Raw genomic sequence first — 22,206 nt, forward strand, 5'->3', positions numbered from 1 at the left:
ATCTCCCCTTTTTCTTGTGCCTGGAGGACTGACATGGTTGCCGAAGCGGAAGACACAGACGGTGAAAGCTACGCGATAGATTGCCCGGTCGTGATGACCGAGCGGCTGGTGCTGCGGGCGCCTCGCGAAAGCGATATCGAGCAATTGGTGGTGCTCGCCGACAATCGCCATGTCGCCGAAATGCTGGCCCGCATGCCGCACCCCTATGGTGAGGCCGAGGCGCGTGCTTTCCTCGCGATGACGGCCTCGCGCCGGGCCGGGATTGCCTATGCCTTGACGCTGGCCGGGACCGAAACCTTCGTCGGTTGCGCCGGCCTCAACACCACCGATCGCGGGCTGGAACTCGGTTACTGGATCGGCGAGCCCTACTGGAAGCGCGGCTATGCAACGGAGGCCGCGCATGCGCTGGTCGATCTCGCCTTCCAGAAGACGGCGATACAGGTGCTGCATGCCTCGACGCGGGTCATCAATCCGGCCTCGCGCCGGGTCATCCACAAATGCGGCTTCCAATATGCCGGCCAGGGCATGCTGAACTCAATCGTCGCCGGCCAGGTGCCTGTCGAGCGCTACCGTCTCGACCGCAAGACCTGGACCAGCCTCAGGAACTGGGTGCATTTCTAGGCGTGTCGATATTCAGGTGAGGCCGGCCTGCGAATGGCGGCTTCCTGCGCTTCCGGTGCTCACGTACTTTAGGTACGCTCCGCTCCGGTTCTCGGAAGCCACCACTCTCGGCACGGCCTGACCTGAATCTCAACACACCTCGGCGCATGGCCTCGAACCAAAGGCTCCGAAAGGATCATTGTGAATTCAAAAAGTCAGTTGCGAACCAAACTCGGGGTCAGGCCATCTCGACCCAGACCGGCAGGTGGTCCGAGCCGACCGCTTGCCGGTCGACCCACAGGGCCTTCGGCGATTTGGCGAGCGAGGCGCTGGTGAAGACATAGTCGATGCGCTTGTGGCGGCTGGCGTCGTCAGGCCGCTTGGGGTCGACCCAGGTGACGAGATCGGGGCTTGCGGTGGCAAGACGCAAGGCAACATCGACGGCAAGATCGGCGGTCACAGGCATGCCGAATTCGTGATCCGGGCGGCCGGCGAGTTCGACATATTCCGGCGATCCAGCCAGCATGTTGAAGTCGCCCATGACGACGAAGGCTTCGGGACAAGGCAGGTCCGGCAGGCCGACCTCGGCGACGCCGGACAGCGCGCCGCCCTCGATCGCATAGTTCAACAGGCGCTGGCGCAGAAACCGGATCTGGCTCAAGCGTTCGAGCGGGCTGCGATGGTCGAGATGGGTGGAATAGAAGCGGATGAAACCACGCGGCGTCTCGATCAGCGCCTCCAGCGCGCCGCGCTGGAAATTCATCACTTCGAAACTGCGGCTGCGCGGCAAGAGGAGATTGCGCGACAGATGAACAGGCGTTTTCGACAGCACCATATTGCCGAGCTGGAAGGTGGTTGTGATGGCGCGGCCGTTTTCCAGGCGCGAGCCGATATTGGCCTCGAAATTGCTGCCGTAGACGGCGAAGTATTCGGGCAGTGCCTCGCCGAGCTCGGCCACCATGTCGCGGCCGCCATTGTTGGGGTTGTTGCGCGAGACCTCCTGCAGCGCGATCACATCGGCGCCGCGCACGGCGTCAGCAATGCGGCCGACATCGTAGCGGCCGTCGAGACCGACGCCGTAGTGGACGTTGTAGGTTACGAGCTTCATTGCGACTCCGGCCATGTTCATAAACAGCCTCGCCCTTCGCCCCGCCTTGGTTTAGAGCAGTGCCAAAGGTTTAGAGCAATGCCGCAAGGCCAATAACAGAAACTCAGCAATCCGATGAAATTTCTCGATCAAGCCAAGGTTTATATCCGCTCCGGCGACGGCGGCGCCGGTTCGGTGTCGTTCCGGCGCGAAAAATTCATCGAGTTCGGCGGTCCCGACGGTGGCGACGGCGGCCGCGGCGGTGATGTCTGGGTGGAGGCGGTCAATGGGCTGAACACCCTGATCGACTATCGCTACCAGCAGCATTTCAAGGCCAAGACCGGCACGCACGGCATGGGCCGCAACATGACCGGCGCCAAGGGCGCCGACGTGACGCTGAAAGTGCCGGCGGGAACGCAGGTCTTTGCCGAGGACAACGAGACGCTGATCTGCGACATGACGGTGGTCGGCCAGCGCTTCCTGCTTGCCAAGGGCGGCAATGGCGGCTTCGGCAACCAGCATTTCAAGACCTCGACCAACCAGGCGCCCCGCCGCGCCAACCCCGGACTGCCGGGCGAAGAGCTCAACATCTGGCTCAGGCTCAAGCTGATCGCCGATGCCGGCCTGGTCGGCCTGCCCAATGCCGGCAAGTCGACTTTTCTGGCTGCCGTGACCGCGGCCAAGCCGAAGATCGCCGATTATCCCTTCACCACGCTGCATCCGGGCCTCGGTGTGGCCCGCATCGACGGGCGCGAATTCGTCATCGCCGACGTTCCCGGCCTGATCGAAGGCGCGCATGAAGGCGTCGGCATCGGCGACCGTTTCCTCGGACATGTCGAACGCACGCGCGTCCTTCTGCACCTCGTCTCCGCGCAGGAAGAAAATCCGGGGAAGGCTTACAAGACCGTGCGCACCGAGCTCGATGCCTATGGCCATGGGCTGATCGAGAAGGTCGAGATCGTAGCACTTTCCCAAGTCGACACGCTCGATGCCGACGCCCGCAAGAAGAAGGTCGCTTCGCTGAAACGCGCCGCCGGCCGCGCGCCGATGCTTTTGTCCGCCGTCACCGGCGAAGGCGTCGAGGCCGTTCTGCGCGCGCTGATGACGGTCGTGGCCGAGGCACGCGAAGCTGTCGCCACGCCGGTCGAGACGCGCTGGAACAAATAGCGATGGCCGCGCAGTCGCTGAGAAAATACCGGCGCATTACCGTCAAGATCGGCTCGGCGCTGCTTGTCGACCGCACGACGGGCCTGAAGCGCGACTGGCTGGCCTCGCTTGCCGACGACATCGCCGTGCTGGCCGAAGGCGGCGCCGAAATCCTCGTCGTGTCGTCCGGCGCCATCGCGCTGGGCCGCACCATTCTCGGCCTCGGCAAGCGGGCACTGAAACTCGAGGAGAGCCAGGCGGCGGCTGCCGTCGGGCAGATCGCGCTGGCTGGCGCCTGGTCGGATGCGCTCGGCAAGGGCGGCCTGAAATCGGGCCAGATCCTGCTGACGCTCGGCGATACCGAAGAGCGCCGCCGCTATCTCAATGCGCGGGCGACGATCTCGACGTTGCTCAAGATGAAGGCAGTGCCGGTCATCAACGAGAACGACACGGTGGCGACCTCCGAAATCCGCTATGGCGACAATGATCGGCTGGCCGCGCGCGTCGCTACCATGATGGGCGCCGATCTCCTGGTGCTGCTCTCCGACATTGACGGGCTGTATACGGCGCCGCCGGCCAAAGACCCTGGCGCAAAGTTCATTCCGGTCGTCGACCGCATCACCCCTGATATCGAGGCAATGGCCGGTGCGGCGGCGTCCGAATTGTCGCGCGGCGGCATGCGGACAAAACTCGACGCCGGCAAGATCGCCACCGCCGCCGGCACCGCCATGATCATCACATCAGGCACGAGACTGTCGCCGCTGATGGCGATCGAGCGGGGCGAGCGGGCGACTTTCTTCCGTCCGAGCGCCAATCCGGTCAAGGGCTACAAAACATGGATCGCCGGGCAGCTCGAGCCGGCTGGCCGGCTGACTGTCGACGCCGGCGCCATCGGTGCGCTGCTGTCGGGCAAGTCGCTGCTGCCGGCCGGCGTCAAGCTGGTCAGCGGCAATTTCTCGCGCGGCGACACGGTGGCGATCCTGTCGCCCGAGGGCCGCGAGATCGCGCGCGGACTGGTTGCCTACGATGCCGCCGATGCCGTAAGGATCGCTGGCTTGAAGACAGCCGAGATCGAAACGGTGCTTGGCTACGAAGCGCGATCGGCGATGATCCACCGCGACGACCTTGTGGTGAGCGGCGCGGCCGACGGAGATGCGGCCCGCCATTGACGGCGCGCTACTGGTCAGGCTCACGCGGCCATTTGGGTGGGTTGCGATATCGATCCTGAAAGTCCTGGTATATCTTCAGAAGCTCGCTGCAACCTCCCAACTCCGCTTCGATGCCAGCCCTGGCACGTCGATCCACTTCGGCTTGGGGAACATCCTTGTCGTCTCCGACGACGAGATCACGGATGAGCGCGTCAGTCGTCATTGCTTCTGCCCCTTTTTCCTCTTCCATCCTTTTTTTGAATTCTGCCTCAAGCCGAGAGCGCGGCCCACATCCATGCAGCTCTTCAATAACGACGTCGATCTGGGAAAGCGGTGTCGGTGACGCGCCGCAATAGCGCTCAGCAAGTGCGAGGGACATCATCGAGCTTACCATAGTCATGGCCTTGCCGTCGGGGCTCTCGCCGGGTTCAAACTTGTCGTCGCAGTAGTCGGCGGCACGGAGGCCTGTTGGTATGAGCATCGCGCCGAGAGCAACGAGGATTATGACTCTCTTCATTCGCTTCCTCAAATTTACGGCCATTGCCGCGAAGGCCGGCCGCGTGTAAATCCACCAGCTTCACTGGATCGGTCAAATGCTGAACAAACACCAAGGCGATGATGTAGCCAGTTTGATGGCACGGATAGGCCGCAGGGCGCGCGCTGCCGCCCGACCGCTGGCCATCGCCACGACCGCCGCCAAGAACGCCGCGCTTGTCGCCATGGCGGAGGCGATTGTCCGCCGCGAGCAGGATATTCTCGACGCCAACGCCATCGACATCTCGAATGGCCATGAGTCGGGGCTTTCCGCCTCCTTCATGGACCGGCTGAAGCTCGATGCCGCCCGCATCCGCGCCATGGCTGACGGCATCCGCGAGATCGCCGAACTCAGTGATCCGGTCGGCGATGTCATTGCCGAATGGGACCGCCCGAACGGGCTGCATATCGAACGCGTTCGCACGCCGCTCGGCGTCGTTGGCGTCATCTATGAGAGCCGGCCGAACGTGACGGCCGATGCCGGCGCACTTTGCCTGAAAGCCGGCAATCCGGTGATCCTGCGCGGCGGCTCGGATTCGCTCAAGTCCTCGGCGGCGATCCATGCCTGCCTGGTCGAGGGGCTGAAGACGGCCGGTCTGCCGCAGGACGCCATCCAGCTGGTGCCGACCACCGACCGCGCCGCCGTCGGCGAAATGCTGAAGGGCCTCGGCGGCAATCTCGACGTGATCATTCCGCGCGGTGGTCGCAGCCTGGTCGAGCGTGTGCAGAACGAAGCTCGGGTGCCGGTCTTTGCCCATCTCGAAGGCATCTGCCATCTCTATGTCGACCGTTCGGCCGATCTCGACATGGCGGTCAAGATCGCCGTCAATGCGAAGATGCGGCGCACCGGTGTCTGTGGTGCGGCCGAAACGCTTTTGGTCGACCGTGCCGTCGCTTCCACCCATCTGGTGCCGATCCTTGACGCGTTGCGCGCGGCTGGATGCGAGATCCATGCCGACGCCGAAGTGCTGAAGCTGTTCTTCGACGCCAGTCCGGCGACCGACGCCGACTGGATTACCGAATATCTCGACGCGATCATCGCAGTGAGGCTGGTCGATGGCGTTGCGGGCGCGATCGAGCATGTCGAGACGTTCTCCTCGCACCACACCGAGGCGATCGTCGCCGAGGATGCCGGTGCAGTCGAACGTTTCTTCAACGAGATTGATTCGGCGATCCTTCTGCACAATGCCTCGACTCAATTCGCCGATGGCGGCGAATTCGGCATGGGCGCCGAGATCGGCATCGCCACCGGCAAAATGCATGCGCGCGGCCCGGTCGGTGTCGAGCAATTGACCTCGTTCAAATACCGCGTGCGCGGAACGGGACAGGTGCGGCCTTGACGCTACTTGCTCGAAGAACCTGAAGCTTTGCGCCCAGCCACCCCCCTTTGTCCTGCCGGACATCTCCCCCTCAAGGGGGGAGATTGCCTGTCATTTCTGATTTCGCCAATCGCCGGTGCTGCAAGATTTGCGCCTGCGATGAAGCCGCCAATCTCCCCCCTTGAGGGGGAGATGTCCGGCAGGACAGAGGGGGGCGCCTGACGCATGCTTTCCTCGCCCGAGCATCCCGTTCCCTCCCGCTACCTCAAAATGCCGCATGCCGAAAAGGGCCTGGCCGTCGGGCTGTTCGGCGGCTCGTTCAATCCCGCCCATGCCGGCCATGGCCTGGTCGCCGAGATCGCGCTCAGACGTCTGGCGCTCGATCAGTTGTGGTGGATGGTGACGCCCGGCAATCCGCTCAAGAACAAGCGGGAACTGACGCCGCTGACTGAGCGGCTCCGCCTATCCGAGCAGATCGCCAGGAACCCGAAGATCAAGGTCACCGCCTTCGAGGCCGCGCATCACGTCCGCTTCACCGCCGACACGCTGGCGCTAGTCAAGGCGCGCAATCCCGGCGTCGACTTCGTCTGGATCATGGGCGCCGACAGTCTGCGCGACTTCCACCGCTGGCAGCGCTGGCGCCAGATCGTCATGACGTTCCCGATCGCGGTGATCGACCGCCCTGGCGCGACGCTGTCCTTCCTGTCCTCGGTCGTTGCCAAGACCTTCGATTATGCACGTGTCGACGAGGGCGACGCGCCGCGGCTCGCCCGCATGAAGGCGCCGGCCTGGACCTTCATCCACGGCCCGCGCTCGTCGCTGTCGTCGACCGCGATCCGCAACATGGCGAAGGGCTGAGCCTGCACGGACCTCCCTTCTCCACAAGCAGAGGAGGCAAGTCCGGCCATGTCGCATTTGCGGCTGCTTTTCCCCGATCCGTGGGCGATCCTGCGCGCGCATGGCGATTCTCGAGCAAAACCAGACCAGACGCGATCCGGCGCAAGGCAGCCCGCCAACCCCGGCGATCGCCATCGCCAGCGTCGTCCTGTCGATGGCGCTGGTTGCGGTCGGTAACGGACTGATGTTCGCCTATATCCCGGTCCGGCTCGGCGCCGAGGGCTTCGATCCGACCTGGGCCGGGCTGATCGTCACCGGCCTTTCGGCCGGCGGCCTGGCAGGCTGCATCCTGACCGGTCCGCTGGTGCGGCGCGTCGGCCATGCTCGCGCGTTCATGGTGCTGTCGGCGTTGATTGTGCTGTCGAACGCCGCTGTCGGAGCCGGGCCGCACCCGCTGTCGTGGATCGCGGCACGCGCGCTCTATGGCTTTGCCATATGCGGCCTGTTCATCGTCGCGCAAAGCTGGCTGAACGACGTCATTGCCAACGCCATTCGCGGCAGGGTCATGGCCTTCTTCTACGTCGCCTATGTCGCCGGGCTCGGTGTCGGCTACGCCACACTGGCGCTGATCGATATAAGGGCTGCGGACGCGCCGCTGATCGGCATTGCCTTCACCGCGCTGTCGATCCTTCCGGTCGGGCTGACGCGGCTCGCCCAGCCACCGCCGCCGCAGGCGGCATCGGTCGCGCTTGGCCGGGCCTGGCGGATTTCGCCGGTCGGCGTCGCCGGCATGCTTGCCGTCGGCGGCCTGTCGATGACGATTTCGGGCTTCGCGCCGATCCATGCCACGGCCAAGGGCTACAGCCAGGCAGACGTGGCACTGCTTTTGTCGGCGATGCCGGTCGGCACATTGATCCTGCAGATCCCGCTCGGATGGATTTCCGACCGCACCGACCGGCGCTTTGTGCTGGTCGCCGCTTCGGCGCTTGCCTTGGCGGCGGGTCTGTTTGCGCTGGGCTTCGACGGCGGTGGGCTGGCGGCGCTGGTCGTCATCTATGTGGTCTGGGATGGCGCGTCGGAATCGATTTATTCGCTGGCCAGCGCGCATGCCGCAGACCGCGCCGGCAAGGACGACATGGTGGCGCTGTCCAGTTCGCTTCTGTTTGCGTGGTCGCTGTCCGGCTTCATCGTGCCCGGCATCGTCACCGGGCTTTCCGCTGTCTATGGAACGCAGGCCTTCATCTATGTGGCCATCGTCATTGCCGCTGTTTTTTGCCTGTTCGTGCTGTGGCGTGTGGTGGCGATGTCGCCTGTTCCCGCCGCCGAGACCGGCAATTTCGCGCCGATGAGCGCGCAGGCCCCACTGCCGGTGGAACTGGCCTTTCCGTCCGAAGAGCAGCGCCGCGCGGACAAGTAGACCTGCGGGAATTGATCATCTCACTGTCTGGTGGCCGCTTCCTGCCGCGGCGCTTCCGGCGGCGGCGCGGGTATAGAAATGCCTTCGCTGTCGAAAGCCTGCTTGGCGCGTTTGGTGAGATCGATCTGGGTGGCGAAGAAATCCGCAGCCGAGGTCCAGTAGCGCAAGGTGATGGCGACGTTGCTGTCGCCGACGGTCGCCACAAACGCAATCGGCGCCGGCTCCCGCCTGACGCGCCGCTCGGCGGCGGCGACGCCAAGCATGGTCTTCTGCGCGAGATCGATATCGTTCCAGGAGCCGATGGTCAGCGTGATGTCGCCACGGCGGGCACCGTTGCGCGTATAGTTGCGGACAGGCTGGTTCCACAGCGTCGAATTGGGGGCGAGGACGTAGACGCCCTCGACCGTTCTCAGCGTGGTGGCGAACAGGCCGACTTCCTCGATGGTCCCGGCGATGGCGCCGACCTCGACATATTCGCCGATGCGGAATGGCCGTAGCGCCAGCAGCATGATGCCGGCGGCAATGTTCTGCAGCGTACCCTGCAGCGCCAGGCCGATGGCCAAGCCGATGGCGCCGATGGCGGCAATGATCGAGGCCGTCTGGACGCCGAACTGGCCGAGCACCATGATAACGACGAGGATCAGTATGGCGTAGCGGGCGATCCTCGAGAAGAAGTGGCGCAGCGTCACGTCGAAGCCATGGATATGGCCGAGGCCGGCATAGATCGAGCGCTGCGCGAGGCCGGCGACGATATAGCCGAGGACCAGCAGGATGACGGCGCCGATGGCGGAGAATGAGTACGAGACGATCAGCGCGCTGAGCTGCGCAAGGCCGGCCTGCACGGTGTCAACGGCATTCTCAGGGTCGATAGGCATGGCGGGAATCCGATTGGTCAATGCGCCGATAACCCCAGCAAGGCGGCAAGAGTTCCGATTTTTCTTCTGCGGAACCGGAAGAAACAGCACTTCGTGGACCACGGCAGGGTTGCCGTCTTGAAACTGCAACCCAACTCTGCCTATCTAAGGAGTGTCACCTGCTTTGAAGGGTGATTTGGTTGTTCTTGCTGCGAAAGGAAATACACTGAGAACAGCACTGCGGAAGAAGGCCGACATCGTGCCTTCGCCGGCCGGGATCAGCGTAAACGACGCCGTGTCCCGCGCCATCAACACAGTCCTTGTCAGTCTGGAAGACTCCAAGGCCGAAAACATCGTCTCAATCGACATTCAGGGAAAATCGAGCCTCGGTGACTATATGGTCATCGCGTCCGGCCGATCGCACCGTCATGTCTCGGCTGTCGCCGATCATCTCCTCAAGGCGCTCAAGGATGCCGGCCTCGGCACGGCGCGCGTCGAGGGACTGGCCGGCGCCGACTGGGTCCTGATCGATTCGGGCGATATTATCGTCCATGTCTTCCGTCCCGAAGTCCGCGACTTCTACAATCTCGAAAAGATGTGGCAAGCGCCGGACCTCGAGGAAGAGACCCTCCACTGAGCCGTAATTTGATTGATGCATGTCGTTTCCAAAAACCGGTGACCACTTTTGGTGACATGCATTAGCGGCTCTTCGAGGCAGGGATGAAAATTACAGTTCATGCCGTGGGCCGGATGAAAGCCGGCCCCGAGAAGCAGCTCGCCGACCGATATTTCGAGCGCTTCGCCAAGAGCGGGCCGGCCGTGGGTCTCGAATTCTCAGGTGTGGTCGAGATTCCGGAGGGCCGCGCCCAGACCGCCAACGAGCGCCGGCGCGAGGAAGGCCAGAAACTGCAGGCGCAGTTGCAGCCTGGTACCGCGCTCATGCTGCTCGACGAGCGCGGCAAGAACTTTTCCTCCGAGGATTTCGCCGGCCGCATCGGCCTGTTGCGTGATGGCGGCCGCAAGGCGCTTATCATCGCCATCGGCGGTGCCGACGGTCACGACCAGTCGCTGCGCGATCAGGCCGATCTGATGGTGTCGTTCGGCGCGCTGACATGGCCGCACCAACTGGTCCGTGTCATGTTGGGCGAGCAGCTTTACCGGACGGCCACGATCCTGTCCGGCCATCCCTATCATCGCTCGTGAGCTTTGCAGGTTCCCACCCGAAACCGGTGGATTGGCGTGAGCCGCCCGGATTTTCGCCTCAATGCGTCACGAGGCTGTTTGCGGTCGGCAGGGCTCTCGAACATGGTTGATGGTTCGTTAACGAAGCCACACATAGAGTCGGGCTTCAATGTCTGAAGGTTGGAAATCGCGAACGGGCTTTTGGCGCGCACGCTGCGGCTTGGCAGCGGCGGCGCTCGTGCTGTCGTTCAGTGCCGCGCGGGCGCAGAACAGGCTCGACATGACGCCTGATCCGGACCAAAGCCGCGCCGAATACGAACGGGTGTCGAAGGAGATCACGCTTTCGTCCGAGCGGCTGGCCAAGCTCGCCGCCGACATGGCGACCGTCAAGAAGGATCATGCCTCTATCACCGCGGCGCTGATCCAGTCGGCGATGACCGAGCAGAAACTTGGTCAGGACATCGAGGACATCGGCGCCAAGCTGGAAGGGCTGAAAGGCGAGGAGCAGAAAATCCGCGCGTCGCTGGCCGCTAGACGCGACGTTTTGGCCGAGGTGCTGGCCGCGCTGCAGCGCATGGGGCTCAATCCGCCGCCGGCCATCCTGGTCAAGCCGGAAGACGCGCTGTCGTCGGTACGCAGCGCCATCCTGCTCGGCGCCGTGGTGCCGGAACTGCGCCAGCAGACCGAGATACTGGTGGCGGACCTCAAGGAGCAGTCGCGGGTGACGGCCTCGATCGAGGCGGAGAGGGCGCGGCTGACGGCGGCAGTCGGCGAGCAGACGGCGGAAAAGAAGCGGCTCGGCATGCTACTTGAAGCCAAGCAGAAGCTTGAGGCCGAGACGCAAACGGCGCTGGCCGAGGAAAAGCAGCGATCCGCAGCACTGGCGGCCAAGGCCGGCAGCCTGAAGGAACTGATCGCCTCGCTCGAGGCCGACAAGGCCCGCAAGGCGGCCAATGCGGCGAAGGCAGCGGAGCAGAAGACCGCGGATGCCGACAAGGCCCCGACACAGGAGGGCCCGGCACAGACGGCCCCAGCACAGACGGAACTGGCGGCGTTGCCTGTTCCGGAAGCCAACCGGCTCACCGCCGCTGCACCGTTTTCGGCGCTTCAAGGGCAGATCGCGCTGCCCGTCACCGGCAAGATCAAGCGGCGGTTCGGGGCCAGCGACGGTAACGGCGCAGTGATGCTCGGTGACATGGTTGCGACACAATCGGGAGCCATCGTTACCGCGCCAGCGGACGGAAATGTGCTTTATGCGGGACCTTTTCGCTCCTATGGTCAACTCTTGATCCTGAATGCGGGTGACGGCTATCATGTCGTTCTGGCGGGGATGAGCAGAATCAGCGTCGCGTCTGGCCAGTCGGTGCTCGCAGGAGAGCCGGTCGGCGCGATGGGAGAGGCCCGGGTGGCGAGCACCTCGGCATCGAAGAATGGAAATGCCACGCCGGAGCTCTATGTTGAGTTCCGCAAGGATGGAAAACCCGTCGATCCGACCCCATGGTGGGCGGACCGTTTGTCTGGAAGGACGTGAGATGATGCGGAAACTGTCGCTTCTGTTTGCCGGTGCGCTAATGGGCGCATCCGCGATGAGCCTGGTCTATGGAGCGCCCGGCTCGACGGCGAACGCTGCGGGCTCCGAGACCTACAAGCAGCTGGCGATCTTCGGTGACATCTTCGAGCGGGTGCGGGCGCAGTATGTGACGCCGCCCGACGACAAGTCGCTGGTCGAAAACGCCATCAACGGCATGCTTACGTCGCTAGACCCGCACTCCTCGTATATGAACGCCGAAGAGGCGCAGGACATGCGCGTGCAGACCAAGGGCGAGTTCGGTGGCCTCGGCATCGAGGTCACGATGGAGAACGACCTGGTCAAGGTGATCACGCCGATCGACGATACGCCGGCCGCCAAGGCGGGCGTGCTTGCCGGCGATTATATTGCCAAGATCGACGGCGAGGAGGTTCGCGGCCTGAGCCTCAACGACGCGGTCGAGAAGATGCGCGGGCTGGTCAACACGCCGATCAAGCTCACCATCCTGCGCCAGGGCGCCGACAAGCCGATCGAGCTGACGGTGGTGCGCGACATCATCAAGGTCAAGGCGGTCAAGTTCCGGGTCGAGAACGACATCGGCTACATGAAGATCACCTCCTTCACCGAAAAGACCCATGACGACCTCGAGAATGCCATCGACACCATCAAGAAGCAGGTGCCGAACGAAAAGCTCAAGGGCTACGTGCTCGATCTGCGCCTCAATCCGGGCGGCCTCCTCGATCAGGCGGTGAGCGTGTCCGACGCCTTCCTCAACCGTGGCGAGATCGTCTCGACACGCGGCCGCGATCCGAAGGACGTCACCCGCTTCGACGCGCGGCCCGGCGACGACATCGACGGCAAGCCGCTGGTCGTGCTCGTCAATGGCGGCTCGGCCAGTGCGTCCGAAATCGTCGCTGGTGCGCTGCAGGATCTGCGCCGCGCCACGGTGGTCGGCACGCAGTCCTTCGGCAAGGGTTCGGTGCAGACCATCGTCCCGCTCGGCGAGAACGGCGCGCTGCGCCTGACGACGGCGCTCTATTACACACCGTCCGGCAAGTCGATCCAGGGCAAGGGCATCACGCCCGACATCAAGGTCGACCAGCCGTTGCCGCCGGAACTGCAGGGCAGGGACCTGACGCGCGGCGAGTCGGACCTCAAGGGCCACATCAAGGGTACCGACGAGGGCGATACCGGTTCGGGCTCGGCAGCCTATGTGCCGCCGGAGCCGAAGGATGATCTGCAGCTTATCTTTGCCGAGCAGTTGCTGCGCGGCGAGAAGACCGATCCGGCGTTCCCGCCGAATCCGGACAAGGCTGTTTTGAACCAGTAACGTCGATCGGCCGGGCAAACAGGTCTGGCCGCCTGATCGAAGCGATGTAATGCTGCCGGGGCCGCAAGGCCTCGGCAGTTTGATTCGGGGGAACCGCGGCTGGGGATGCGGCTTGGCTGACATCGGCAATGACATCGAACGCCCGCTCGGACAGGCCGTCCGGCCGCCGCGCGCGGCCCGCAGGATCAGCGCCGGCGTGGTCACGGCCACTCTCCTGGTGCTGGCCGTGATCGGCGTCTCCGGCGCGATTGCGCTGCGTGAAAGACCGTTTCGAAAGCCGGAAGAAGTCGCCGTTTCGACGCCGAAGACGACCGCGGTGGTCGAATCCGCAGCGCCGGCCACTGAGCCCGCGCCGCAGGCGCAAGCGGGACCCAAGATAAGTGGGCCGCAGATCATCCATATGCCGACCGAAGCGGACGGTGGTCCGCCCAACGCGGCCATCGTCATCCACGACCCTTCGACGATCGGCCAGAACCTGAGGATCGCGCATATTCCCGACAGGGCGCTGATCGAGACCAGTGAGACCGGCCCGTTGCCGGTTCGCGCCGCCGACGGAAGGCGGCCGTTCGATGTCTATGCGCGGCCGTGGTCCGGTGCGCGCGGCGCGCGCGTGGCGATCGTCATCGGCGGGCTTGCCGTGTCGCAGACCGGCACGCAGGCGGCCATCGCCAAGCTGCCGGCCGAAGTGACGCTGGGCTTCGCGCCGCAGGGCAACAGCATCAGCCGCTGGATGCAGGCGGCGCGGCAGAGAGGCCATGAGATCGTCATGCAGGTGCCGCTCGAACCGTTCGACTATCCGAACGTCAATCCGGGCCGCAACACGCTGACGGTCGCGGCGACACCGGACGAGAATTTGAAGAACTTGCGCTGGGCGCTGTCGCGGATGACCAACTACACCGGCGTCATGAACTATATGGGTGCGCGATTTTCGGCCGATGCGGCGGCGATGGCGCCATTCATGGCCGAACTCGGCAGGCGCGGCCTGGCCTATCTCGACGACGGCTCGTCGGCGCGCAGCCTCGCGTCCGACCTAGCACTGAAGGACGGCGTGCCCTTCATTGCCGGCGACACGTCGATCGACGCCGTGCAGGACCGGGGCGCCATATTGAAGAAGCTGGACGGGCTGGAAGCCACCGCGCGGGCGAAAGGCTTTGCCGTCGGCATCGGCTCGGCCTTCGACCTGACGGTCGACACCGTGTCGTCCTGGGTGATCGAGGCCAAGAAGCGCGGCATCGAGATCGTGCCGATTTCGGCAGTGGCGGTGGATCCGGAAAAAGGTTGAGCATGGCGAAGAGAAAACCGGTCGATCCCGAGACGCTGCCTTATCGCCCCTGTGTCGGACTGATGATACTCAATGGTGACGGCCTGGTCTGGGTCGGGCATCGCATTGCCGAGCCGGATAGCGAATTCGCCGGCACGACGCAGCTCTGGCAGATGCCGCAGGGCGGCATCGACAAGGGCGAGGAACCGCTGCAGGCGGCGCAGCGGGAACTGTATGAAGAGACCGGCATGCGCTCGGTCTCGCTGCTGGATGAGGCGCCGAACTGGATATATTACGACCTGCCGGCCGATCTGGTCGGCATCGCCTTCAAAGGGCGATATCGCGGCCAGACGCAAAAATGGTTCGCCTTCCGCTTTCACGGCGACGTGAGCGAGATTGAGATCAATCCGCCACCGGGCGGCCACACCGCCGAGTTCGACAAATGGGCATGGCGGCCGATGCAGGAATTGCCCGACCTGATCGTGCCGTTCAAGCGCAAGGTTTATGAGGACGTGGTTGCGGCGTTCCGGCATCTGGTTGCGTAGCTTGGCGCTAGCCGCGGTCGCGCCGACCACGGTTGCCGCGTCAGCGCGGTGGCCTTATTGATGGCCAATCCGCCGCAGACGGGGTTGGCATGAACGACGCCTCCAAAAAATCTCTTTCTGAAAAGGTTGCCGTCAGCGAGACAGCGGCCGGCGCCATATTGACCGTCGATCTCGGCGCCATCCGCGAAAACTACCGGCGGCTCAAGGCGCGGCTGGGCGGCGTCGGCTGCGCGGGTGTCGTCAAGGCCGACGGCTACGGGCTCGGCGGGCCCCAAGTGGCGGCAGCGCTGGCGGCCGAGGGCTGCGACATTTTCTTTGTCGCGCATCTGGTCGAAGGTGTCTTGCTGCGCCAGGCGCTCGGCTCACGGCCGGCGATCTATGTGCTGAACGGCATTCAGCCGGGCGCTGAAAGCGAAGCGGTCGAAGCGAAGCTGGGCGCGGTCATCAACAGCGTCGGCCAACTCGCCGCCTGGCGCGCGGCGGCGCAGCGGGCCGGCCGCACGCTTAAAGCTGCAATCCAGGTCGACAGCGGCATGTCGCGGCTCGGCATGGCGGCAGCGGAGGTGGAGGCCGTCGCTGCCGATCCGCAGGCGTTCGACGGTATCGACGTCACCTTTGTGATGAGCCATCTTGCTCGCGCCGACGAGCCCAAGCATCCGGCCAACGAGCAGCAGCGGCTGGAATTCGAGCGGCTGCGCAGGATGCTGCCAAAGGCGCCGGCCTCGCTCGCCAATTCCTCCGGCATCTTTCTTGGGCAGCCCTTTCATTACGACCTCGCCCGGCCCGGTGCGGCGCTCTACGGCATCAATCCGATGCCAGCGGAGGAAAATCCGATGCTGCCGGTGGTGCGGCTTCAGGCAAAGGTCATTCAGACGCGCAGCCTCGATAGGGGAGCCGGCGTCGGCTATGGCCATATTTTTCACGTGACCGAACCGCTGGCCGCAGCAACGATCTCGCTTGGCTATGCCGATGGCTGGCATCGTCGCGCGGCCTCAGCCGCCTGGTTCGAAAATGTGCCGCTGCCCTTCCTCGGACGCGTATCGATGGATTCGATCGTTCTCAACATTTCGGCCCTGCCGCCCGACAGGCTAAAGGCGGGCGATCTCGTCGAGCTGATCGGGCCGTCGCAGACGGTGGATCAGGCGGCCGGCCATGCCGGCACCATCGGCTATGAAATCCTGACCAGCCTCGGACACCGCTTTCACCGGCGCTATGTGACCGGCGCTATGTGAATGGATAGCGCGCGGGCTTTTTTATGCATGCCGTTGTCCCAAAACCGCTGCATACTTTTGGGCGACATGCTTGGGCACTTGGCGGACGCCGTAAAATCCGGCAGACAGAAGCCACGATGCCGCGCCCCAAACCCCTGACGAGACGTCGTTCTGGAGAGCTATGCGATGAAGATCTTCGTGCTGGGCGGCGGCGTTATCGGAGTCACCACCGCTTATTATCTCGCCGAGGCCGGCCATGAAGTGACGGTGATCGACCGCCAGAAGGGCCCGGCGCTGGAAACCAGCTTTGCCAATGCCGGCGAGATCTCGCCCGGCTACGCCTCGCCCTGGGCCGGTCCCGGCGTCCCGTTGAAGGCGATCAAATGGCTGTTGATGAAGCATGGTCCGCTGGTGGTGCGGCCGACTCTTGATCCGCATATGTGGCTATGGCTGGTCAGGATGCTGCGCAACTGCACGGCCGAGCGCTATGCGGTGAACAAGGCGCGCATGGTGCCGCTGGCCGAATACAGCCGCGACACGCTGAAGGCGCTGCGCGAGGCGACCGGCATCGCCTATGATGAACGCGCCAAGGGAACGCTGCAGCTTTTTCGCACGCAACAGCAGCTCGACGGCACGTCAGGCGATGTCGAGGTGCTCAAGACATATGGCGTTCCTTACGAGATTCTCGATCCCGACGGCTGCATAGCGGCCGAGCCGGGGCTGGCAGGGGTGCGTGAAAAATTCGTCGGCGGCCTGCGGCTGCCGGGCGACGAAACCGGTGACTGCAAGATGTTCACCGACCGTCTGGCCGAGCTCTGCGTGGCGCGCGGCGTCACCTTCGAATACGACATGTCGATCAGGCGCATCATCCGCAAGCGCAACAGTATCGCCAACATCAATACCAGCAAGGGCTGGAAGACTGCCGACGCCTATGTGATGGCGATGGGCAGCTATTCGGCCAAGTTCATGCGCATGCTGAGACGGTCCATACCGGTCTATCCGGTCAAGGGCTATTCGATCACCCTGCCGATCAAGGATGCTGTCGCAGCACCGGTGTCGACAGTGATGGACGAGACCTACAAGGTGGCGATCACCAGGCTCGGCGATCGCATCCGGGTCGGCGGCACAGCGGAGATTTCCGGCTTCGACCTGAGGCTGCATGAAACGCGGCGGCGCACGCTAGAACATTCGGTCGGCGACCTATTTCCAGGCAGCGGCGACATGCGGTCAGCGAGTTTCTGGTGCGGGTTGCGGCCGATGACGCCGGACGGGCCGCCGCTGATCGGCCGCACCGAATTTTCCAACCTCTATCTCAACACCGGCCACGGCACGCTCGGCTGGACCATGGCCTGCGGCTCGGCCAAGGTGCTGGCCGACATCATCTCCAACCGGGTACCGGACATCAATGTCCGCGATCTCGGACCGGAGCGATACCAGCGGTAGGACCAGAAGGCTTCCTTCATCGAGCCCGGCCTTTGAGGGCGGTGACTTCGCCCCAAAACTGCGCAGTGTTTTGGGGACATCACAATTTCAATGGGTCGGGTGAATCTCGTCAGACGAACAATCCCCGCTCCCGTTCCACTGCCTTGGTGATGAAGCTCGCGACGATCTGGACGCGGCGCAGCGGCCTGACCGATTCGTGATAGACCAGCCAGTAGGCACGGCGGATGGGCGCGACGATGTCGACAGCCACCAGTTCCGGCATCGAGCGGGCGACGAAGGTGTGCAGGATGCCGATGCCGGCGCCGGAGCGCACCGCTTCGGCCTGGCCGAGCGCCGAGGAGATGGCGAAGCTGGTGCGCCAGTCGGCGCTGAACTCGGCCGCATAGTCGAGCGAGGGGCTGACGATGAGGTCCGGCACATAGCCGATCAGCGTGTGCCGCCCGAGCTCGGCGGGCGTTTGGGGCAGGCCATGCGCTTCGGCATAGGCCTGGGACGCGAACAGGCCGAGCGTGTAGTCGACCAGCTTGCCCGCCACCAGCCTGCCTTCGGTCGGCCGCTCGACGGTGATGGCGATGTCGGCCTCGCGCCTGGACAGCGAGAAGGAACGCGGCACCGGCACCAGCTGGATGGTAAGTTCGCGGTGAAGCGCCGTCAGTGCGCCGAGGCGTTTGGCCAGGAAGGCGACGCCGAAGCCATCAGGCGCGCCGATGCGCACGGTGCCGGAGACATCGTCGCCTTCGCCCGCCACGGTCGAGCGCGCGGCGATCATATCGCCTTCCATGCGCTCAGCGATGTCGAGGAAGCGCTCGCCCGACGGCGTCAGCTCGCTACCGGTGGTAAGCCGGCGAAAGAGTTTTGTGCGCAGCGCATCCTCAAGTGCGGCGATCCGGCGCGAGACAGTGGCGTGATTGAGCTCCAACCGCTTAGCCGCGCCGAGGATTTGGCCGGCCCGCGCCACGGCGAGGAAGATGCGGACGTCATCCCAGTTCATGGGAATGGTCCGTATGACGCCGATTACGGCAGCGCTCTAGGGCGCGCCCCTCTGTCCTGCCGGACATCTCCCCCACTTGGGGGGAGATCGGCCGGCCGCTCCGGCGGCGACTTTCTTGCAGCGTTGCGGGTTGGCGAAAGCGGGGATGACAGCCAATCTCCCCCCTCGTGGGGGAGATGTCCAGTAGGACAGAGGGGGGCGCGAAGGAACTCATCTCTCAATCCTTGCTGCTAGGGACCTGCATCCTTACTATTTGCGAGAATTGATGTTCTGCCGTCAATTGCTATCTATTTTACGCACAACGGTTGCGTTTTCGCTCGCGTTGCCATCGGTCGCGCAAAGGCGGACAATGCCGCATCACAAATACAGGGAGAGAGATCATGATCGAATACGGTCATTTCATCGGCGGCAAGCGTGTCGCTGGGACCAGCGGCCGCAAGCAGGATGTCATGCAGCCGATGGACGGCACGGTGCGCGGCACGGTGGCGCTGGCTTCGCAGGCGGAACTGCGCGCGGCGGTGGAAAACGCCAGGGCCGCGCAGCCCGGCTGGGCAGCGACCAACCCGCAGCGGCGCGTGCGCGTCTTGATGAAGTTCCTCGAACTGGTCGCCAAAGAGTATGATTCGCTGGCCGACATTCTGGCGCGCGAGCACGGCAAGACCATCGCCGACGCCAAGGGCGACATCCAGCGCGGGCTGGAAGTGGTCGAGGTCTGCATCGGCGCGCCGCATATGATGAAGGGCGAGTTCACCGATGGCGCCGGCCCCGGCATCGACGTCTATTCGATGCGCCAGCCGCTCGGCGTCGTCGCCGGCATCACGCCGTTCAATTTTCCGGCGATGATCCCGTTGTGGAAGATCGCGCCGGCCATCGCCTGCGGCAACGCCTTCATCCTGAAGCCTTCGGAGCGCGACCCGGGCGTGCCGTTGCGCATCGCGGAGCTGTTCATCGAGGCCGGCCTGCCGGCGGGCATCCTCAACGTCGTCAACGGCGACAAGGAGGCGGTCGATGCCATCCTCGACGACCCCGATATCAAGGCCATCGGCTTTGTCGGCTCGACGCCGATCGCCCACTACATCTATTCGCGCGGCACCGCCTCGGGCAAGCGCGTGCAGTGCTTCGGCGGCGCCAAGAACCACATGATCATCATGCCCGACGCCGACATGGACCAGACCGTCGACGCACTGATCGGCGCCGGCTACGGCTCGGCCGGCGAGCGCTGCATGGCGATTTCCGTCGCTGTCCCGGTCGGCAACGATACCGCCAACCGGCTGATGGAAAAGCTAGTGCCGCGGGTGGAAAGCCTGAAGGTCGGTCCCTCGACGGATTCATCCGCCGATTTCGGCCCGCTGGTGACGGCGCAGGCGCTGGAGCGGGTCAAAGGTTATGTCGACACCGGTGTCAAGGAAGGCGCTAAGCTGGTCGTCGACGGCCGCGGCTTTTCCATGCAGGGCTACGAGAACGGCTACTATATGGGCGGCTGCCTGTTCGACAACGTGACATCAGACATGCGCATCTACAAGGAAGAGATCTTTGGGCCGGTGCTCTCGGTGGTGCGCGCGCCGACCTATGAGAACGCGATCAAACTCGCCAACGACCACGAAATGGGCAACGGCGTCGCCATCTTCACCCGCGACGGCGATGCGGCGCGCGACTTCGCCTCGAGGGTCCAGGTCGGCATGGTCGGTGTCAATGTGCCGATCCCGGTGCCGATCGCCTACTACACCTTCGGCGGCTGGAAAGCGTCCTCCTTCGGCGACCTCAACCAGCACGGACCGGACGCGTTCCGTTTCTATACCAAGACCAAGACGGTGACCTCGCGCTGGCCGTCAGGTGTGAAAGATGGGGCAGAGTTCGTCATCCCGACGATGAACTAGCCGGACGGTTCCGGATTCAGATTGAAGACGAAGAGGCCCGGCTAGAGACCGGGCCTTTTTGCTGACCGGTCGCGGCCCATATATTCCTGAACGCTAATGTGATGGAACCGGGCGGGCAGCAGAAGTCTTAACTTGCAATCCTGCCGCGAAGGAGGCGCGGCAGATCAACCAACGGCGCTGGCGACAGCTGCGGGGGCATCGGTCGGCGCAAGGGAGGTGTCAGATGACACGTCTTATGGTGACGATACTTTGCGCCGCCGCGGCGGCGTTTTCCGCCGCCCCGGCAATGGCGGCCGAACAATGCGCGGCACGAGCCGACATGATCAAGGCGCTCGGCGAGAAGTTCCGTGAAAATCCGACCGCGCTCGGCGTCGTCAATCGGAATGTGATCGTTGAAGTCTTCGTTTCCGACCAAGGCACCTGGACCATCCTCGCCAGCGACACACGCGGTCAAAGCTGCGTGGTTTCGGTGGGTGAAGGCTGGGAGAGCGCGGTGACGACAGCGGCGCTGCCAGGCACCTGAGCGTGGCCCTTTTTTTGCTGCGGCCGCGGTTTCGGCATAGCCGCGCAGGCCGCGGTTCTCTGCGATCACCTTGAAACGGATCCACAGGCGCCCGCTGCGGGCGCCTGCTTGCGCTTTTTCGTTGCCGACACCATATATGGAACATAGTGGGAACATCAAAAATCGTCCCCGCTGATGACAGACCGGAACACGGAAAGGAACGACGCGATGGTGATGACGTCGGAACCGGCCTGGATCGTTTCGGCAAAATGAGGCGTCTCCCTTTGCCGGACGTGATGGCAAAGGAGGTGCCCTATGGCACGCAAATCGCTATTGGGTTGGGTGAAAACCCTGGTTCTTGCTGGCGCATTGGCGGCGGGTACGAACGCCGCAAGCGCCCAATATCAGTACTGCGTTGAACATGGCGATCTCGTCGCCCACCTGACTGAGAATTTCCAGGAAAGACAGTTTGCTTTCGGGCTGATCGGTCAAGTGGCGATCATGGAAGTTTTTGTCGCCGAGACCGGAAGCTGGACGATCATCGTCACCGATGTCGCCGGCAGAAGCTGCATCGTCGCGGCCGGCGAACATTGGGAAAACGTGGTGATCCCGGCCGACCAGGACGCATGACGGTCAGGACACATTGATCGGATGAGCGGTCTCAGCGCGTAGCGGCCGTCTCGGCATGGCCGCGTAGCAGCGCCATCAGGCGCTTGGCATCTTTAGCGGCAGCATCTTCGTCGCCGGCGAGGATCGAGCGGATCAGCGCGACGTGGTGCTCGGCCGATTCGGCGAGCCCGGTTTCGGCCTTGTAGCGGAACCAGAAGCGGCGGCTGTGGGTCTGCAAGGGGGCGGCCAGCCGTGCGGCGAAGGGGTTGTCGGCAGCCAGCGCCAGCGCCTCGTCGAGCGCCTTGTCGGCTTGAATGAAGGCCAGCACATTGCCTGATATCACCGCTTTCTGCATGGCCAGTGCCGCATCGTGAAACAGGTCAGCGGCTTCACGGGTGACGAAGCGGGCGGCCGAGCGGGCGAGAACCACCTCGATGCCACGCCGCGCATCGAGGACGCGCAACCAGTCGCCGGGATGGAGCGGGGCAATGGCGATGCCGGCACGGGGCCGGACATCCAGCAGTCCTTCCCAAGCCAGTCGCTGGATCGCCTCGCGCACCGGCGTGCGGCCAAGCCCGAGCCTGTCGATCAGGGCGCCCTCGGTGATGAAGCTTGCAGGCGCCAGTTCGAGCGTCACGATCATATGCTCGAGCACACGGTAGGCTTTCGCCGCCGCAGGCTCGAATGCCGGGCTTGTGTCACTGAATATCAAAGGTGAGCTCCTGATATATTTTCGATATATCATAGCGAAATCCGTGTTGACAGTCCGTTTCTTAATAAATATA

Annotated in this window: 22 protein-coding genes; 17 read left to right on the top strand and 5 right to left on the bottom strand. The window is 64.0% G+C overall.

What is annotated here, in order from left to right; all coding sequences use genetic code 11:
• Window positions 1–33 precede the first annotated feature (33 nt).
• A complete protein-coding gene (locus tag EJ075_RS12050; RefSeq protein WP_095487524.1) occupies window positions 34–621 on the top strand; it encodes a GNAT family protein in 588 nt (195 codons plus the stop codon).
• Window positions 622–838: 217 nt separating this feature from the next.
• Here the strand turns inward: EJ075_RS12050 and EJ075_RS12055 are convergent, their stop codons facing one another.
• Window positions 839–1,708, bottom strand: coding sequence for an endonuclease/exonuclease/phosphatase family protein (locus tag EJ075_RS12055; RefSeq protein ID WP_126104488.1), 870 nt, complete (start codon window positions 1,706–1,708; stop codon window positions 839–841).
• Window positions 1,709–1,822: 114 nt separating this feature from the next.
• On the opposite strand from EJ075_RS12055, the gene obgE reads away from it, so the two are divergent.
• Together obgE and proB are read left to right on the top strand one after the other, a co-directional pair.
• Entirely contained in the window at window positions 1,823–2,854 is a 1,032-nt protein-coding gene (obgE, locus tag EJ075_RS12060) for a GTPase ObgE (protein WP_126104489.1), read from the top strand.
• Between the two features lie 2 nt (window positions 2,855–2,856).
• On the top strand, window positions 2,857–4,002 hold the full coding sequence (gene proB, locus EJ075_RS12065) for a glutamate 5-kinase (RefSeq protein WP_126104490.1): 1,146 nt from the start codon (window positions 2,857–2,859) through the stop codon (window positions 4,000–4,002).
• 7 nt (window positions 4,003–4,009) lie between these two features.
• On the opposite strand, the gene EJ075_RS12070 is transcribed toward proB, so the two are convergent.
• Entirely contained in the window at window positions 4,010–4,498 is a 489-nt protein-coding gene (locus EJ075_RS12070) for a hypothetical protein (RefSeq protein ID WP_095487517.1), read from the bottom strand.
• A 76-nt stretch (window positions 4,499–4,574) separates the two neighbouring features.
• Here EJ075_RS12070 and EJ075_RS12075 point away from each other — a divergent pair, with 76 nt between their 5' ends.
• From EJ075_RS12075 to EJ075_RS12090, 3 genes are all read left to right on the top strand, one after another.
• Window positions 4,575–5,855: a glutamate-5-semialdehyde dehydrogenase gene (locus tag EJ075_RS12075; protein WP_126104491.1), complete on the top strand. Its 1,281-nt coding sequence runs from the start codon at window positions 4,575–4,577 to the stop codon at window positions 5,853–5,855.
• A 249-nt stretch (window positions 5,856–6,104) separates the two neighbouring features.
• The gene (locus EJ075_RS12085) at window positions 6,105–6,692 is read left to right on the top strand and encodes a nicotinate-nucleotide adenylyltransferase (RefSeq protein ID WP_095487709.1); all 588 of its coding nucleotides are present in this window, start codon (window positions 6,105–6,107) and stop codon (window positions 6,690–6,692) included.
• Window positions 6,693–6,792: 100 nt separating this feature from the next.
• Window positions 6,793–8,088, top strand: coding sequence for an MFS transporter (locus EJ075_RS12090; RefSeq protein ID WP_095487514.1), 1,296 nt, complete (start codon window positions 6,793–6,795; stop codon window positions 8,086–8,088).
• Window positions 8,089–8,108: 20 nt separating this feature from the next.
• Here the strand turns inward: EJ075_RS12090 and EJ075_RS12095 are convergent, their stop codons facing one another.
• Complete coding sequence (locus EJ075_RS12095) at window positions 8,109–8,963, bottom strand: mechanosensitive ion channel family protein (RefSeq protein WP_095487707.1); 855 nt, start codon at window positions 8,961–8,963, stop codon at window positions 8,109–8,111.
• A 238-nt stretch (window positions 8,964–9,201) separates the two neighbouring features.
• Here EJ075_RS12095 and rsfS point away from each other — a divergent pair, with 238 nt between their 5' ends.
• From rsfS to EJ075_RS12135, 8 genes are all read left to right on the top strand, one after another.
• Window positions 9,202–9,579 (top strand): ribosome silencing factor, encoded by a 378-nt coding sequence (gene rsfS / locus EJ075_RS12100; protein WP_095487705.1) that lies wholly within the window; start codon window positions 9,202–9,204, stop codon window positions 9,577–9,579.
• Between the two features lie 83 nt (window positions 9,580–9,662).
• Window positions 9,663–10,145, top strand: a complete 483-nt coding sequence (rlmH, locus tag EJ075_RS12105) for a 23S rRNA (pseudouridine(1915)-N(3))-methyltransferase RlmH (RefSeq protein WP_095487512.1) — start codon at window positions 9,663–9,665, stop codon at window positions 10,143–10,145.
• A gap of 148 nt (window positions 10,146–10,293) precedes the next feature.
• On the top strand, window positions 10,294–11,655 hold the full coding sequence (locus tag EJ075_RS12110; protein ID WP_126104492.1) for a murein hydrolase activator EnvC: 1,362 nt from the start codon (window positions 10,294–10,296) through the stop codon (window positions 11,653–11,655).
• A 1-nt stretch (window position 11,656) separates the two neighbouring features.
• Complete coding sequence (locus EJ075_RS12115) at window positions 11,657–12,982, top strand: S41 family peptidase (RefSeq protein WP_126104493.1); 1,326 nt, start codon at window positions 11,657–11,659, stop codon at window positions 12,980–12,982.
• Window positions 12,983–13,094: 112 nt separating this feature from the next.
• Window positions 13,095–14,264, top strand: coding sequence for a divergent polysaccharide deacetylase family protein (locus EJ075_RS12120; RefSeq protein WP_126104494.1), 1,170 nt, complete (start codon window positions 13,095–13,097; stop codon window positions 14,262–14,264).
• 2 nt (window positions 14,265–14,266) lie between these two features.
• Entirely contained in the window at window positions 14,267–14,788 is a 522-nt protein-coding gene (locus tag EJ075_RS12125) for an RNA pyrophosphohydrolase (protein WP_095487505.1), read from the top strand.
• 89 nt (window positions 14,789–14,877) lie between these two features.
• Window positions 14,878–16,020, top strand: a complete 1,143-nt coding sequence (alr, locus tag EJ075_RS12130) for an alanine racemase (RefSeq protein WP_126104495.1) — start codon at window positions 14,878–14,880, stop codon at window positions 16,018–16,020.
• A 165-nt stretch (window positions 16,021–16,185) separates the two neighbouring features.
• Window positions 16,186–17,442: a D-amino acid dehydrogenase gene (locus EJ075_RS12135; RefSeq protein WP_095487501.1), complete on the top strand. Its 1,257-nt coding sequence runs from the start codon at window positions 16,186–16,188 to the stop codon at window positions 17,440–17,442.
• A 109-nt stretch (window positions 17,443–17,551) separates the two neighbouring features.
• Here EJ075_RS12135 and EJ075_RS12140 read toward each other — a convergent pair whose 3' ends face one another.
• Window positions 17,552–18,433: a LysR family transcriptional regulator gene (locus tag EJ075_RS12140; RefSeq protein WP_095487499.1), complete on the bottom strand. Its 882-nt coding sequence runs from the start codon at window positions 18,431–18,433 to the stop codon at window positions 17,552–17,554.
• 380 nt (window positions 18,434–18,813) lie between these two features.
• Between EJ075_RS12140 and EJ075_RS12145 the strand changes: the two genes are divergently transcribed.
• The 3 genes from EJ075_RS12145 to EJ075_RS12155 all read left to right on the top strand — a co-directional run bounded on the left by EJ075_RS12145 (window position 18,814) and on the right by EJ075_RS12155 (window position 21,442).
• A complete protein-coding gene (locus EJ075_RS12145) occupies window positions 18,814–20,310 on the top strand; it encodes a CoA-acylating methylmalonate-semialdehyde dehydrogenase (RefSeq protein ID WP_095487497.1) in 1,497 nt (498 codons plus the stop codon).
• Window positions 20,311–20,533: 223 nt separating this feature from the next.
• Window positions 20,534–20,833, top strand: a complete 300-nt coding sequence (locus EJ075_RS12150) for a hypothetical protein (RefSeq protein ID WP_095487495.1) — start codon at window positions 20,534–20,536, stop codon at window positions 20,831–20,833.
• A gap of 294 nt (window positions 20,834–21,127) precedes the next feature.
• Window positions 21,128–21,442: a hypothetical protein gene (locus EJ075_RS12155; RefSeq protein WP_095487493.1), complete on the top strand. Its 315-nt coding sequence runs from the start codon at window positions 21,128–21,130 to the stop codon at window positions 21,440–21,442.
• Between the two features lie 31 nt (window positions 21,443–21,473).
• Here the strand turns inward: EJ075_RS12155 and EJ075_RS12160 are convergent, their stop codons facing one another.
• The gene (locus EJ075_RS12160) at window positions 21,474–22,166 is read right to left on the bottom strand and encodes a GntR family transcriptional regulator (protein WP_245458143.1); all 693 of its coding nucleotides are present in this window, start codon (window positions 22,164–22,166) and stop codon (window positions 21,474–21,476) included.
• Between the last annotated feature and the right edge of the window lie 40 nt (window positions 22,167–22,206).

This window comes from Mesorhizobium sp. M6A.T.Cr.TU.016.01.1.1, assembly GCF_003952585.1.
Taxonomy (GTDB): domain Bacteria; phylum Pseudomonadota; class Alphaproteobacteria; order Rhizobiales; family Rhizobiaceae; genus Mesorhizobium; species Mesorhizobium mediterraneum.

Coding starts and splice junctions, on each gene's coding strand:
- EJ075_RS12160 (WP_245458143.1), bottom strand. CDS start 22,166: ATGATATATCGAAAATATATCAGGAGCTCACCTTTGATATTCAGTGAC.
- EJ075_RS12155 (WP_095487493.1), top strand. CDS start 21,128: ATGGCACGCAAATCGCTATTGGGTTGGGTGAAAACCCTGGTTCTTGCT.
- EJ075_RS12115 (WP_126104493.1), top strand. CDS start 11,657: ATGATGCGGAAACTGTCGCTTCTGTTTGCCGGTGCGCTAATGGGCGCA.
- EJ075_RS12150 (WP_095487495.1), top strand. CDS start 20,534: ATGACACGTCTTATGGTGACGATACTTTGCGCCGCCGCGGCGGCGTTT.
- EJ075_RS12110 (WP_126104492.1), top strand. CDS start 10,294: ATGTCTGAAGGTTGGAAATCGCGAACGGGCTTTTGGCGCGCACGCTGC.
- EJ075_RS12090 (WP_095487514.1), top strand. CDS start 6,793: ATGGCGATTCTCGAGCAAAACCAGACCAGACGCGATCCGGCGCAAGGC.
- proB (WP_126104490.1), top strand. CDS start 2,857: ATGGCCGCGCAGTCGCTGAGAAAATACCGGCGCATTACCGTCAAGATC.
- EJ075_RS12140 (WP_095487499.1), bottom strand. CDS start 18,433: ATGAACTGGGATGACGTCCGCATCTTCCTCGCCGTGGCGCGGGCCGGC.
- EJ075_RS12050 (WP_095487524.1), top strand. CDS start 34: ATGGTTGCCGAAGCGGAAGACACAGACGGTGAAAGCTACGCGATAGAT.
- EJ075_RS12095 (WP_095487707.1), bottom strand. CDS start 8,963: ATGCCTATCGACCCTGAGAATGCCGTTGACACCGTGCAGGCCGGCCTT.
- rlmH (WP_095487512.1), top strand. CDS start 9,663: ATGAAAATTACAGTTCATGCCGTGGGCCGGATGAAAGCCGGCCCCGAG.
- EJ075_RS12075 (WP_126104491.1), top strand. CDS start 4,575: ATGCTGAACAAACACCAAGGCGATGATGTAGCCAGTTTGATGGCACGG.
- alr (WP_126104495.1), top strand. CDS start 14,878: ATGAACGACGCCTCCAAAAAATCTCTTTCTGAAAAGGTTGCCGTCAGC.
- EJ075_RS12085 (WP_095487709.1), top strand. CDS start 6,105: ATGCCGCATGCCGAAAAGGGCCTGGCCGTCGGGCTGTTCGGCGGCTCG.
- EJ075_RS12070 (WP_095487517.1), bottom strand. CDS start 4,498: ATGAAGAGAGTCATAATCCTCGTTGCTCTCGGCGCGATGCTCATACCA.
- EJ075_RS12145 (WP_095487497.1), top strand. CDS start 18,814: ATGATCGAATACGGTCATTTCATCGGCGGCAAGCGTGTCGCTGGGACC.
- obgE (WP_126104489.1), top strand. CDS start 1,823: ATGAAATTTCTCGATCAAGCCAAGGTTTATATCCGCTCCGGCGACGGC.
- EJ075_RS12055 (WP_126104488.1), bottom strand. CDS start 1,708: ATGAAGCTCGTAACCTACAACGTCCACTACGGCGTCGGTCTCGACGGC.
- EJ075_RS12125 (WP_095487505.1), top strand. CDS start 14,267: ATGGCGAAGAGAAAACCGGTCGATCCCGAGACGCTGCCTTATCGCCCC.
- EJ075_RS12135 (WP_095487501.1), top strand. CDS start 16,186: ATGAAGATCTTCGTGCTGGGCGGCGGCGTTATCGGAGTCACCACCGCT.